Genomic DNA, 14,111 nt, shown 5'->3' on the forward strand with positions numbered 1-14,111 from the left:
AGAAACTTCATTTATGTATTTTTTAATTTTCTAATAATATTAATCAGGGTATAATTATATACCTTAAATCAAAAGATAAACCATGAATATGAATACTACAAAACAAATACATGTAAAATTAGATGAAGATGTAAAAATAAAGTTAAAAATTAAATGTGCAAAATTAGATACAACAATTCAAGAGCATATAACAGATTTAGTTTTAAATGATTTGAAAAAAGATGAAGATGATAAAAAAGAAAAACATAAATTTAAATTTATTGATTTATTTTCTGGAGTTGGTGGATTAAGAATACCATTTGATGAATTGGGTGGAGAATGTGTATTAAGTTCTGAAATAGACAAATATGCAAAAATGACTTATCAAGCTTATTTTGGTGACATGCCTAAAGGGGATATTGCACAAATTAAACCGTGTGAAATAGAAGAGTTTGATATATTAGTTGGCGGGTTTCCTTGTCAACCATTTAGTTTAGCTGGACATAGAAAAGGCTTTACAGATACAAGAGGAACTCTTTTCTTTGAGATTGAAAAAATTTTACGATGTAAAATGCCTAAAGCCTTTTTACTTGAAAATGTAAAAGGACTAAAAGGGCATGATAAAGGTAATACTTATAAGGTTATAAAAGAATCTTTAGAGTCTATGGGATACTTTGTGACAGAAAAAATATTAGCAGCAAGAGATTTTGGTTTACCTCAAAATAGAGAAAGAATTTATATAGTTGGTTTTTTAGATGAAAGACATTATGAAAAATTTGAATATCCTAATAAATTAAATGTCGAAACAAAACTAGGAAATATTTTAGAAAAAATAGTTGATGATAAGTATACAATTTCTGATAAATTATGGGCTGGGCATCAAAGAAGAAAAATAGAGCATAAGAAAAAAGGAAATGGATTTGGATATGGATTATTTAATCATGATTCAGAGTATACAAATACAATTTCAGCTCGATATTACAAAGATGGTTCTGAAATTTTAATTGAGCAAATAAATAAAAATCCTAGAAAGCTAACTCCTTTAGAAGCAGCTAAGTTACAAGGTTTTCCTCCTGAAATAGTAGAAAAAGCAAAAAAAGCTGGAGTATCAGATACTCAATTATATAGACAGTTTGGAAATGCTGTTCCAGTTAATGTTGTTAGAGAAGTTGCAAAAAAGATATATGAAGTGATATATAATAATTAAAGTTTATTTGAATTAATAGTTAAATAAGTTAGGATATATTATTAATATATCCGAGTTAAAACTAAACTTAATAACAAGAACTCAAGAAATATAAATCCCCACATCTGCAGAAGCCGAGCGTTTAGTTTTCTCTTCTCTAAACAAGATTGGCAACTGTTTGAGCTATTGAAGAGGCATTAAAAAATCTTAATAAAAGAGAAGAGGAATTTCTTTTAAAAGTTGCAGATAAAACTTATTGGAGTAGAATCATTAAAACAAGAGATTTTATTTCTCTTCATTATGTTGATATTGATGCAGAAACAGTTTTTGATATTTGTTCTAATGAACTAGAAGAGATAGAAAGAAAGATTTTAGAAGTTAAAAATAATAATTAAGTCTCTTTTTTTTATAAGCTTAATTCATTAAAACCTATCTTTCAAAACAACAACTTTTTTAATCTTCTCTATCTCAAAGTTACCACTATCCGTATAAATCAAACCATTCTCAAACTTTAAAATCTTGACACTTTTAAAACTCTCTTGCTCATACATAAAGCAGACAAAGTTATTATCTTCCATAGCTTTTAATAAAAAGCGTTGTTCTATATTCATAATCACTCCTAAAACTAATTTATATCATACATTTAATCCAATAGTCAACTGTAAAATCAAAACCAATGATTCCCCTAAGTTCAATTAGATACAATACAAAAAAAATACTAGGATATTATTGAATTTCAAACAAATAAGCATAGCTATTTATGCCACATACCTTACAAATAAATATGGATTTAAACTAAAAAAAGTAAAAAACTCTCAAGAAATATTTGATTTACGACTTGAATATGCCCAAGAATTATTAGGAAAATTAAATATAAGCGTTGAAGTAATAAATAAAGAAAAACTGCCACTTGATGGGCAGTATTTAGTGGTCTCAAATCATAGAAGTATTATTGACCCTTTGATTATTGAACTTGCTTTAAAAAATAGCAATATCAATGGCTTTTGGGTAGCAAAAAAAGAGTTATATAACTCTTTCTTCTTTGGAACATTTACACGAAATGCTGGTACAGTCTTATTAGATAGGGACGCTTCAAATATGGCACCATTTTTTAAAGATACTAAAAAAATAGTAAAAGAGGGACACTCTATTTTTATCTTCCCCGAGGGAACTAGAAATAAAGAAAATACCCCTTTGTCCTCTTTTAAAGAAGGTTCTAGAATAATTGCTTTAAAAAATAGATTGCCTATCTTGCCTTTGTATATAAAATCAAATGCAAATGAGGTTTTAGAAGAGGCTATTAACAATAGAACAAAAGGTTTGAGAGTTCAGATTGAAATTGGTGATATAATTGATTATAAAGATAAGACCGCTTTAGAAGAAAATTATAGAAAACAGTTTATAAAAGAGTAGGTTTAAAACAGTTTTAAAACCTACCTTTTAAAACAAGGACTTTTTTAATCTTTTACGGTAACTCTATTTCTGCCAAAGTTTTTAGCTTCATAAAGTGCATCATCTGCTCTTTTTAGAATTGATTCAACTGTATCATTTTCTTTAGATAATGCAATACCAAAGCTAACAGTTATATTTCCTATATTTTTAAAATCATAGTTTGATATATCTAAACGAATACTTTCCATTAAATTAAATACACCATCTTCTTGTGATTCTGGACAGATTATTACAAACTCTTCTCCACCAAATCTTCCTACAAAATCTGTTGTTCTTATATGAGTTTTTAATATATTTGAAATTTCTATTAAAACTTTATCTCCTGTTTGGTGTCCAAAAGTATCATTGACTTTTTTAAAATAATCTATATCTAAAATAGTTACAGCAAATGTATGTTTAAATCTTTCAGATCTATTTAACTCATTTTGTAATAGTTCATCTAATTTTCTTCTATTATATAAATTTGTCAATTTGTCTGTTATTGCAAGTTTTTCTAACTCTTTATTTTTTACTTCAATATCTTTTTTTGCTTCTTGTAATAACTTATTTGTTTGTATGATTTTTCTATTCCAATAAACAACAAGAATGATAAATAATATAGCCCCAATAGAAATTTTCCAAACTAAATCATAGTCTATACCTTTTTGGTATTTTATAGGAACCCATTTACTAAAAATTTCTCTGTGCATTTCATTTGTTATTTTATTGACTGTTTTTTGTAAAATAGTTAATAATGTCTTATCTTCTTTTACAATAGCAATTGATAGTTTCAAATTTTCAGATATCTTTCCTGCAATTTTAAGTTCTCCAAAATACTTTTGTTGAAATTCATACCCTATACTAGCCAAGGTATCTATATATCCAAATAGTTCTCCATCTTTAACTTTGTCTAGACCTTCTTTTATATCAGTTACTTCTATTAGATTTAAAGAAGGGTACTTCTGTCGAAGTATCTTTACAAAAGCATCTCCTTTTATGATACCAATTTTTTCATTTTCTAAGTCTAGTATTTGATTTATAAATGGCACATCAACTCTTGTTGCTACTACTAGGGGAACTTCTAAATAACTACTTGTAAAGTTTAGATTTCTTTTTCTTTCAGGAGTTTCCATTCCAAGAGCCAACATGTCACATTTCTTTTGCTTTATAAAAGTGATTGATTCATTCCAGTTATTTGTTTTAACAAGTTCAAATTTTGCTGATAGCATTTTTTCAAATAAAGTATAATAATCTGAACTCATTCCTGTATGTTCACCTTTTTCATTAAGTCCTTCAAATGGCATACCATCAGGATTTATACAATATTTGATAACTTTTGTATTAAGGTAAGCTTTTTGTTCTTTGTTGAGTTCAATATGTCCGCCTTTGTACTGTTTTATGGAACCAATCCACTTAGTGACTAAATCTTCTTTTTCTTTTTTACTTAAAGAATCAAGAGCTTTTTCTAAAATAGAAGCTAAAAGTGGTTTTTCAGGTTGAACACCAAATCTTAAATCCTCTTTTTTTGTATTTGGAAGAATTAATTCACTTGCTAGTTTCACATTAGAGTATAAATATTTTTTTATAAGATAATTAATATTTGTAAGATTTTGAATCAAGGCATCGATTTTGCCAAAGACTAAATCATTTAATAAATCAGTATAGTTGTCATAATAGACTAAGTCCATTGTCTTCATATCTTCTAATTCTTTGACATAAAAGACATCTTTTAAAACTCCTACTTTCTTCCCTTTAAGACTTTTAATTCCCTTATATTCTCCAAAGTCATCCCTTACAAATATCATAATAGGTATTTCATAATATGCACTTGTAAAAATAGTAAAAGGTTCTCGATATTTTTTATATGAAATACTAGTAACCATATCTATATTTTTATCTTTAAAAGCAGAATATACTTTTGTCCAGTTATCTATTTTTCTTTCAAATATTAAGCCTGTTCTTTTGGAAATTATATTTAATAAATCATGTTCAAACCCAACGGGTGTATTTTTTATATAATAAGTAAATGGTGTAAAGTCTGGCATCATCCCCACTTTGATTATTGGATGTGAAGCAATAAAGGTTTTTTCATCTTTTGTTAATTTAATAGGTTCTGCTATTACATTTATTGATAAATAAAATAAAATAAATAATGGTATAAACAATATTCTCATTTTAATTCCTTATAAAGAAACCATTATAACAAGTAAAAGTTTCGAATTACTTTTATATAAATTTCTTTTTAAATATTAAGTTCTTATTTTATAGAAAAAAAAGTATAACCTATTATAATAAGAAATATATTTTATAGAGGATTTTTTATGGATAAAACAAAAATAGTGCAAAAACCACAAACCGAATTTGAAAGTAAATTATCACAAGATGAATACAATATAAATGTTGCTTTTTATGTGCACTTAAAAGAGTACAATAATTCAGTAAGAGATGAATTAGAAAAAAGATTAGGGGAAGTGTTTTTATTTTCAAAAGGTGTTGAGTGGAAATTTGATAGTTTTGGAATAGAAAAAACAGGTTCTAGGGGTAAGCAAATATTGGGTTATTTTATTTTTAGAACGGCAAATATTAGTGATCTTCAAAAATTATTTACAAAAGAGTTTGCAGATTATAAAAATGCTCTTAAAATAACTTGTTCAGTAGCTGAATATAAAAAGATTGATGAAAAATTTTTTGAAGTAGAGTTGTAAAATAGCAAAGCTATTTTACAATGATGTTACATAATCAACTATATCCATAGGCTTATATGCAATAAAATCAGCTCCTGCTTCTTTTAATTCTTCAATGGGTCTAAATCCCCAAGCTACGCCAATACTTAACATATTCGCATTTTTAGCTGTTTTTATATCAGTTGAAGTGTCACCAATAAATACGATTTGATTACAAGGAGTGTTTAGTTTTGTAGCAATTTGTATAGCCATGGTTGGATCTGGTTTTTTAGGAACATCACTTTTTTGTCCATGAATTTCTTGAAAATTAAAATTATTAAATAAGTTTTCCATATATTTTAGAGTAAATAGGTGTGGTTTATTTGATAATATTGCTTTTTTGATTTTTAACTTTTCTAATTTTTCTAACATCTCATAAATACCTTCATATGCAAAAGTATTATTGTGAGTATTTTGTTCATAAATTTCAATAAAACTTTTTAATACTAATTGAACATCTTCTTGTGTTGTATCTTGTGGTAAAGCATTTTTCACTAAAACTAAAGCACCATCTCCCACAAAATAGTTATATTTGTCAATTTCATGTGTTTCATAGCCATGTTTTTCCAATACTTTATTCATGCTAAGAGCAATGTCTAAAAGAGAGTTTATTAATGTTCCATCCAAATCAAAAATAAGAGATTTCATATATTATTTTCCTAATCTTTTTTAATGATTTTACATTAAAAAACTAAATAAAAAATAAGGATAAAATATTAAAATATAAAGGTTTAAAACCTTAATTTATGCAGAGATTTAAATTTAATTATTTATTTTAATGTAACTATAATATTGGTTTTTTGAAAAAGTGTGTAATAATAGAACTAAAACAAATTTTTTTTTATTCAACATAGGGAAAACTTGATTTTAAGACATTTCAAACGTAAGTTGTGAGAAACTTATCAAAATAAAATTTTTAATAAACAAAACAAAGGGAAAAAAAATGAAGGCATCTGATTTATTTGTAAAAGCCTTAGAAAATGAAGGCGTTGAGTACATATTTGGAATACCTGGTGAAGAAAACTTAGATTTTTTAGAATCATTAAGAAAATCTAAAATTAAATTGATTTTAACAAGGCATGAACAAGGGGCAGGTTTCATGGCTGCAACTTATGGAAGACTAACAGGAAAAGTTGGAGTTTGTATCTCTACTCTTGGGCCTGGAGCTACTAACTTTGCAACAGCTGCTGCTTATGCACAACTTGGTGGAATGCCAATGATGATGATTACTGGACAAAAACCAATTAAAAAATCTAAACAGGGAAGATTTCAAATTATTGATGTTGTTGGTATGATGAGACCAATGACTAAATATGCTAAACAAGTTGTAAATGGAAATAACATTCCATCAATGGTAAGAGAAGCATTTAAAGTAGCAACAGCAGAAAGACCAGGTGCAGTTCATATTGAATTACCTGAAGATATTGCAGAAGAAGAAGCTGGGGATCATGTTTATCCAGTAAGAAATGTAAGATATCCATTTGCTGAGAAAGCTACAATCTTACAAGCAGTTAGAATGATTGAAGAATCAAAAAAACCATTAATTCTAATTGGGGCAGGAGCTAATAGAAATAGAATTGGTGATGCTTTAACTGATTTTGTTAATGACACAGGAATTCCATTCTTTACTACTCAAATGGGTAAAGGTGTGATTGATGATAATCATAAGTTATGTTTAGGAACAGCTGCTCTTTCTGCTGATGATTTTATTCATGCTGCTATTTCAACAGCCGATTTAATTATCAATGTTGGTCATGATGTTATTGAAAAACCACCATTTTTCATGGAAGAAGGTCCTGATGCTTGTAAAGTTATTCACTTGAACTTCTCTCCATCAGAAGTTGATGATACTTATTTCCCACACTTAGATGTTGTTGGTGATATCGCAGGAAGTATTACAGATTTAAATAGAGCATTATCTCCTCAAGCTCATTGGGATTTTGAATTTTATAAAACAGTTATTAGAACTATTAACAAAAGATTGACTAAATATTTTGGTGATATGAGATTCCCTATTTTACCTCAAAGAGCTGTAAAAACTATTAGAGATATTTTAGCACCTGAAGATATTTTAACACTAGATAATGGTGTATATAAAATCTGGTTTGCTAGAAACTATAAAGCAGCTAGACCAAATACTGTATTACTAGATAATGCACTAGCTACTATGGGTGCTGGTCTTCCATCAGCAATGACAGCTAAAATGGTTTATCCTGATAGAAAAGTTGTAGCAGTTTGTGGTGATGGTGGGTTTATGATGAATTCACAAGAACTAGAAACAGCAGTAAGACTTGGTCTTGATATTACTGTAGTAATTCTAAATGATAATGCATTTGGAATGATTAAATGGAAACAAACTGGTATGGGATTTGATACATTTGGACTTGACTATAATAATCCAGATTTTGTTAAATATGCAGAAAGTTATGGTGCAATTGGACACAGACCTGCATCTTGTGAAGAGTTTACAGAAACATTAGAAAAATGTGTAAATTCTAAAGGTGTACATTTAATAGATTTAGCTGTTGATTATTCATTAAATCACGCTATCTTAAATGACCTTGTGAAAAATGCTGAAACATTATTAGAAGGAGAAGAAAATGAGTAAAACAATAGAAGTAACATCACCGTATGATGGGAAAGTAGTAGGGAATGTTCCGTTTAATAGTGAAGAAGAAGTACAAGCAGCGATAGATTTAGCAAGTGATACTTTTTTAGATCATAAGAATGCCTTACCAAAATATAAAAGAATAGAGATTTTAGAGAAAGTAGCAGAAATAATGTCTTCTCAAATAGAAGAATTAACAATACTTTGTGCAAGTGAAGGTGGGAAGCCTTATGTAGATTCTAAAGTTGAAATAAATAGAGCAATCAACGGTATAAAACTATCTATTGAAGCCCTAGGAGCACTAGAAGGAAAAGAAGTGGCAATGGGTCATACAGCTTCAAGTGCAAATAGAATGGCTTACACATTTAGAGAACCAATAGGAGTGGTAGCAGCAATATCAGCATTTAATCACCCATTTAACCTAGCAGTTCACCAAGTAATTCCAGCAATCGCAGTAGGATGCCCAGTAGTAATCAAACCAGCAACTCAAACTCCAATGAGTGCAATAAGATTAGTAGAAATTCTAGAAGAAGCAGGACTTCCAAAAGGATGGGCACAAGCAGTAGTTTGTGATAGACATGGAGGAGAACTGCTTGCAACTTCTCCTAAAGTAGATTTCCTAACATTTATAGGTTCTGGTGCAGTTGGTTGGTACTTAAAATCTAAAGTGGCAAATGGAACAAGAGTAGCACTAGAACATGGTGGTGTTGCACCTGTAATAGTAGAACCAGATGCAGATATCGATGCAATGATTCCAGACTTAGGTAAAGGTGGATTCTACCACGCAGGTCAAGTTTGTGTTTCTGTGCAAAGAGTATATGTACATGAATCAATTTGTGATGAAGTGTCTTCTAAACTTTCTGATTATGCATCTAAATTAGTAGTAGGTGACCAATTAGACCCTAAAACAGAAGTAGGACCACTAATTAACCATAATGAAGTAAATAGAGTAGAAGAATGGGTAAATGATGCAGTAGCAAAAGGTGGGAAAATATTAACTGGTGGTAAAAGAATTTCAGATTCTTGCTTTGAACCAACAGTAATATTAAACCCAAGTGATGATGCAATTATTTCTCAAAAAGAGATATTCGGACCAGTAGTAGTAATTTATTCTTACTCAGATATAGAAGAAGCATTCGATAGAGCGAACTCTTTAGATGTGTCTTTCCAAGCAGCAGTGTTTACAAAAAATATAGATACAGCATTAAAAGCAGTGAAAAGAATAAATGGAACAGCAATAATGGTAAATGACCATACAGCATTTAGAGTAGATTGGATGCCGTTTGGAGGAGCGAAAGCTTCAGGATTAGGATTAGGTGGAATACACTATAGTATGGAAGAGATGACAAACCAAAAAATGATGGTAATCAAATCACCAGTATTATAAGAAGAGATTTAATCTAAATTAAAAGGGGGAAGCTTTATTGTTTCCCCCTTTTTTTATGGATTTAAATATCACTTATCAATAATCAGCTTTATATCCCATCCCATAAATATTTTTTACATGTAATTGGGGTACTTTTTTTCGTAAACGAGAAATGATATTTTTAAGATTTCTAATATCTGCATTAACATCAAACTCTTCAAACCAAATAATATCAATCAGTTCATCTACTGTACATATTCTCCCATTATTACTTAGTATTGTATCTACAAAGATAATCTCTTTTTTTGTTAGTTTTATTTCTGCATTATTTTGCATTAGTCTTTTATTTTCTATATCCCAAACTAAAGACTCATCAATTCTTAATACATTTTTATTATCATTTAATTTCAAATGGTAAATCTGATTAGATAGTTTAAAAATATCATCCAAAAAAGTAGAATAATTTATTGGTTTAGTGAAAAACTGATGTATTCCTAGATTGACTAAAGGCAAAAGATATTTGAATTCATTTCTTGCAGATAAGATTACAATAGTTTGATCATCTTTTATTTTATATATTGCCTCAACTAATTGGGTACCATCAAAATTTGGCATTTTTATATCTGAAATTATCAAATCATAAAATTTATTTGTTTGTGCATAAAATTCTTTATACTTGTTTAAGGCATCTAATCCATCAACTGCTATTGTAACTTTTGGAAAAATATCTTGGAGTAATTCAAAAAATTCTTTTCTAAAGTCAATGTCATCTTCAACAAAAAGTACATTAAAATCTTTAGTATATTTTTTCAACAATCCATAATCCATTAGAATCCTTTTAAAAAGTTATAGTAGCATTTTGTTTCTTATATTTGTGTATAAAAAAGCTTTCCAAGATAGAGTACTAATATATAAATTATGATAATATTTAAATAGTAATTGAATACTATTTGAATACTATTTATTGCTAAACTATTTAAAAATTTAAAAGAGATTCAATGATAGATAATCAAGTTCTAAAAAATATAACGGTTCTTTATGCAGAAGATGAATCTATAATACAAGAAGGAATAACAGAAACTCTAAATCTTTTTGGAATAGATGTTATTTGTGCTCAAAATGGGCAAGAAGGTTTATCTATTTTTAAATCTTCTAGTAAAAAAATAGATTTAATCTTAACTGATATTAAAATGCCCAAACTAGATGGTCTTGGAATGATTGAAAAAATTAGAGAAATTGATAAAGATATTCCAATAATTATTACAACAGCTCACCATGAAACAAGTTTCCTTTTACACTCAATTGAACTAAATATTGATGCTTATGTATTAAAACCTATTGATATTTATAAATTAAAAGAAAATTTAATAAAAGCAATATCGGCAAAAGTATTAAAAGAAGAATTAATAAAAAAAAATGAAAAACTAGAAATAGAAATTAAAAAAAATGAAGAGAAACAACATATTATAGAAAGTCAATCAAGGTTCGCAGCAATGGGCGAGATGATAAGTATGATAGCTCATCAGTGGAGACAACCTTTATCTTCAATTGGAACGGCGTCTTTTAATTTAAAATATAAATTATTATCTGAAAAATTTGATTTAGATACACAAGAAGGAAGAATTGAACAAACTAAATTTTTTACTAATAAGCTTGATGAAATAGAATTTTATGTACAAAATTTAACTACTACGATAGATGATTTCAGGAATTTTTTTAAAACAGATAAAGAACTTGTTAATACAACTATTGAAAATTCTATTAAAAAATCACTAAAGATAATACAAAGAGATTTAGAATCTAATAACATTGAATTAATACAAAATTTTGAAAGTGAAAATAGAATTAATATTTATGAAAATGAGATGATTCATGTATTTATAAATATATTAAAGAATGCCCAAGATAAATTTTTAGAAAAAAAGACTAAAAATGCGAAAATAGAAATTAAAACTTGGGATTTAGAGAATAGTATAAAAATAGAAATACATGATAATGGAGGAGGAATTGCAGAAGAAGACCTAGATATTATTTTTGAACCATATTTTTCAACTAAAAAAGAAAAAAATGGAACAGGAATAGGTCTTTATATGTCAAAAATCATAGTGCAAAGTCACCATCAAGGAGAATTATTTGCAAAAAATATTAAAGAAGGTATTTCTTTTTATATAATAATACCTAGTATGCTATAATCAAAAAAATATTTAGGGGTAATTGTTTGAAGTTTCTTTTTTTTCTTTTTTTCTTTTTTAGTGTTTTATATGCTAACTCAACGGATTTAAGTAAAGAAGAGAAAAAGTGGATTAAAAACAATGAAATAAAAATAGGTATTACAGATTTATATCCCTTAAGTTACTTAACCCGAGATTATCAAAGAAATGGCTTTGCAAATGATGTTTTAAATCTCATAATAAAGAAATTCCAAATTAAAACTAAATCAGTTGATATTACTCAAGGAGATGTAGAATCTGCATTTGAAAATCAAGAAATAGATGTAGCTCCTGTGATAAATCAAAAAAAAGTAAAAAGTGATTATGGTGTATACACTTCTGATATCTTAGAAATTAAGAATATTTTATTTGTAAAAAAAGAACAAATTAATATTAATTCAATTGATGATTTGGAAAATAAAAGAGTAGCTGTTATTAATGAAGCAGGAGCAATATCAAATATTAAAAAACAATATCCATTTATAAAAATAGTAGAAACAAAAAATGCGCAAGAATCTGCACAAGAACTTCTTGAAGGAAATGTTGATGCACTAATAGCTTCTCCTATTCTTATTCAAAAGTATTTGGAAAAAAATTTGATTATTGATTTAAAAGCTATGCCACTTATTAGTTTTAATCCTTCAAAATTATATTTTTTTATTAGAAAAGATAAAAGAGAACTCCAATCCATTTTAGAAAAAGGATTAAACTCTATTTCAATAAAAGATACTAAAAAACTTTTTGACAAATGGTTTTTAAAAGACTTGGCTAACTTACCTATTATGTTTACAAAAGAACAAATTAATTATTTGCAAAGAAGAACAAATATTAATTTGTGTGTGGATCCAGATTGGATGCCCTATGAAAAAATAGAGAATCATAAACATGTTGGTATTGTTGCTGATTATATGAAAGTTTTTGAGAAAAAAATTGGAATTCCTTTACATCTTATAGAAACAAAAAACTGGACAGAATCTTTAAAGTACATGGAAGAGAGGAAGTGTGATGTTCTTTCCCTTGTTCAAGATATAAAGTCAAGAGAACATTATATGAATTTTACAAAACCATATGTAACTGCTCCTTTGGTTTTAGTTACAAAAAGAAATGTAAGCTTTATTAGTGATTTGAAAATGCTAAAAAACAAAAAGATTGGTATTCAAAAAAACTTTGCATATAATGAAATAATAAGACGAGATTACCCTAATTTGAAAGTTGTAGATATGGATCACTTACGAATGGGGTTGAAAAAAGTTGAAAGAGGAGAACTCTTTGGACAAGTAACTACACATCTTAATGTTGCTTATGCTTTTCAAGAAGAGTTTTATGGAAGTTTACAAATATCAGGTAAATTTGACGAGAAATGGCATCTATCTGTTGGTGTAAGAAATGATGATCCCGTACTTCTAAGTATATTTGAGAAAGTAGTTGATTCTATAAGTGATGAAACAAAACAAAGAATTATTAATAAATGGGTATCTATTAAATATGAAAAAAGTATTGATTATAAATTATTTTGGAGTGTTATATCTTTTTTATTTTTTATTTTACTTTTAATTTTATATACATACATACTTCAACGCAACTACATTAAAAAACTGACAAATGTGAAAGAAGAAATAGAGATGTTAAATAGTACTTTAGAAAAGAAAGTACAAAGTAGAACTCAAGAATTAGAACTTTCAAATAAAAAACTAAAAATCAAAACTCACGAACTTGAACATCTAAATAATACCTTGGATACTAGAATAAAAGAAGAAATCAATAATAGAAAAAAACAAGAACAACTATTGATTCAACAATCTAAACTTGCAGAAATGGGAGAGATGATAAGTATGATTGCTCATCAATGGAGACAACCATTAAGTGCATTAAGTACAGTTATTCAAAATATACATTTAAGACACTCTCTTGGAAAACTAGATAAAGAGTATTTGGAGAAACAAAGAGTTTTAAGTAATGCACTTACAGATAAAATGTCAAAAACAATTGATGATTTTAAAAACTTTTTTAAACCAAATAAAGAAAAACAATTATTTTCAATAGGGGATGCTTTGCAACAAACAATATTTCTTATTGATGATAGTTTTAAAAGTAATAATATTAAAATTGAAAATAGAATTTCATATGATGCCATTATATGTGGATTTGAAAGTGAACTCTCTCAAGTTTTATTAAATATCCTTACAAACTCAAAAGATGCTTTTTTAGATTTGAAAATAAAGAATCCATGTATTACGATAACAACTAAGAAAGCTGAAACTCATATTAGAATATTAATTGCAGATAATGCAGGTGGAATAAATGAATCTATTATTCATAAAATATTTGAACCTTATTTTACTACAAAAGATAGCTACAATGGTACAGGGCTTGGGTTATATATGAGTAAAATGATTATTGAACAAAATATGAAAGGCGAATTAAGTGTTCAAAATATTCCCAATGGAGTTAAATTTTCTATTTTTATTCCCATTAATATAAAGAATAACTTTTCACTAGAAAATAAGAATCAAAATAAATAGCCTTGTTTTTATTCACTTTATACATAAAATATCTTCTATAAATATCCTTTAATAAAACATTAAAAATAATCAATAATGATACTATT

At 27.4% G+C, this 14,111-nt stretch carries 12 protein-coding genes; 8 read left to right on the forward strand and 4 right to left on the reverse strand.

Annotation, left to right across the window (positions count from 1 at the left end; genetic code table 11):
* Positions 1 to 82: 82 nt before the first annotated feature.
* Both dcm and CRU95_RS12850 read left to right on the forward strand, forming a co-directional pair.
* Positions 83 to 1,186 carry a DNA (cytosine-5-)-methyltransferase gene (gene dcm, locus CRU95_RS12845; RefSeq protein WP_258238721.1) on the forward strand — a complete coding sequence of 368 codons (1,104 nt, stop codon included), beginning with the start codon at positions 83 to 85 and terminating at the stop codon, positions 1,184 to 1,186.
* Between the two features lie 164 nt (positions 1,187 to 1,350).
* A complete protein-coding gene (locus tag CRU95_RS12850) occupies positions 1,351 to 1,560 on the forward strand; it encodes a HepT-like ribonuclease domain-containing protein (protein WP_129101545.1) in 210 nt (69 codons plus the stop codon).
* A gap of 27 nt (positions 1,561 to 1,587) precedes the next feature.
* Here CRU95_RS12850 and CRU95_RS12855 read toward each other — a convergent pair whose 3' ends face one another.
* Positions 1,588 to 1,776 carry a hypothetical protein gene (locus CRU95_RS12855; protein ID WP_129101517.1) on the reverse strand — a complete coding sequence of 63 codons (189 nt, stop codon included), beginning with the start codon at positions 1,774 to 1,776 and terminating at the stop codon, positions 1,588 to 1,590.
* A 118-nt stretch (positions 1,777 to 1,894) separates the two neighbouring features.
* On the opposite strand from CRU95_RS12855, the gene CRU95_RS12860 reads away from it, so the two are divergent.
* Positions 1,895 to 2,578 carry a lysophospholipid acyltransferase family protein gene (locus CRU95_RS12860; protein ID WP_129101518.1) on the forward strand — a complete coding sequence of 228 codons (684 nt, stop codon included), beginning with the start codon at positions 1,895 to 1,897 and terminating at the stop codon, positions 2,576 to 2,578.
* 44 nt (positions 2,579 to 2,622) lie between these two features.
* Here the strand turns inward: CRU95_RS12860 and CRU95_RS12865 are convergent, their stop codons facing one another.
* Positions 2,623 to 4,770 (reverse strand): diguanylate cyclase, encoded by a 2,148-nt coding sequence (locus CRU95_RS12865; RefSeq protein ID WP_258238722.1) that lies wholly within the window; start codon positions 4,768 to 4,770, stop codon positions 2,623 to 2,625.
* Between the two features lie 147 nt (positions 4,771 to 4,917).
* Between CRU95_RS12865 and CRU95_RS12870 the strand changes: the two genes are divergently transcribed.
* Positions 4,918 to 5,301 (forward strand): hypothetical protein, encoded by a 384-nt coding sequence (locus CRU95_RS12870; RefSeq protein WP_129101519.1) that lies wholly within the window; start codon positions 4,918 to 4,920, stop codon positions 5,299 to 5,301.
* A gap of 15 nt (positions 5,302 to 5,316) precedes the next feature.
* Here the strand turns inward: CRU95_RS12870 and CRU95_RS12875 are convergent, their stop codons facing one another.
* Entirely contained in the window at positions 5,317 to 5,967 is a 651-nt protein-coding gene (locus CRU95_RS12875; protein WP_129101520.1) for an HAD family hydrolase, read from the reverse strand.
* A gap of 295 nt (positions 5,968 to 6,262) precedes the next feature.
* Between CRU95_RS12875 and CRU95_RS12880 the strand changes: the two genes are divergently transcribed.
* Together CRU95_RS12880 and CRU95_RS12885 are read left to right on the forward strand one after the other, a co-directional pair.
* Positions 6,263 to 7,927 (forward strand): acetolactate synthase large subunit, encoded by a 1,665-nt coding sequence (locus tag CRU95_RS12880; RefSeq protein WP_129101521.1) that lies wholly within the window; start codon positions 6,263 to 6,265, stop codon positions 7,925 to 7,927.
* Positions 7,920 to 9,314, forward strand: coding sequence for an aldehyde dehydrogenase family protein (locus CRU95_RS12885; RefSeq protein WP_129101522.1), 1,395 nt, complete (start codon positions 7,920 to 7,922; stop codon positions 9,312 to 9,314). The genes CRU95_RS12880 and CRU95_RS12885 overlap by 8 nt, the downstream gene beginning before the upstream one ends.
* A gap of 75 nt (positions 9,315 to 9,389) precedes the next feature.
* Here the strand turns inward: CRU95_RS12885 and CRU95_RS12890 are convergent, their stop codons facing one another.
* Positions 9,390 to 10,121 (reverse strand): response regulator transcription factor, encoded by a 732-nt coding sequence (locus CRU95_RS12890; RefSeq protein WP_129101523.1) that lies wholly within the window; start codon positions 10,119 to 10,121, stop codon positions 9,390 to 9,392.
* Positions 10,122 to 10,291: 170 nt separating this feature from the next.
* Here CRU95_RS12890 and CRU95_RS12895 point away from each other — a divergent pair, with 170 nt between their 5' ends.
* Positions 10,292 to 11,485 (forward strand): hybrid sensor histidine kinase/response regulator, encoded by a 1,194-nt coding sequence (locus CRU95_RS12895; RefSeq protein WP_129101524.1) that lies wholly within the window; start codon positions 10,292 to 10,294, stop codon positions 11,483 to 11,485.
* A 26-nt stretch (positions 11,486 to 11,511) separates the two neighbouring features.
* On the forward strand, positions 11,512 to 14,025 hold the full coding sequence (locus CRU95_RS12900) for a transporter substrate-binding domain-containing protein (RefSeq protein WP_129101525.1): 2,514 nt from the start codon (positions 11,512 to 11,514) through the stop codon (positions 14,023 to 14,025).
* The last annotated feature ends 86 nt before the right edge of the window (positions 14,026 to 14,111 follow it).

The organism is Arcobacter sp. F2176 (assembly GCF_004116465.1).
Taxonomy (GTDB): Bacteria; Campylobacterota; Campylobacteria; order Campylobacterales; family Arcobacteraceae; genus Arcobacter; species Arcobacter siniprincipis.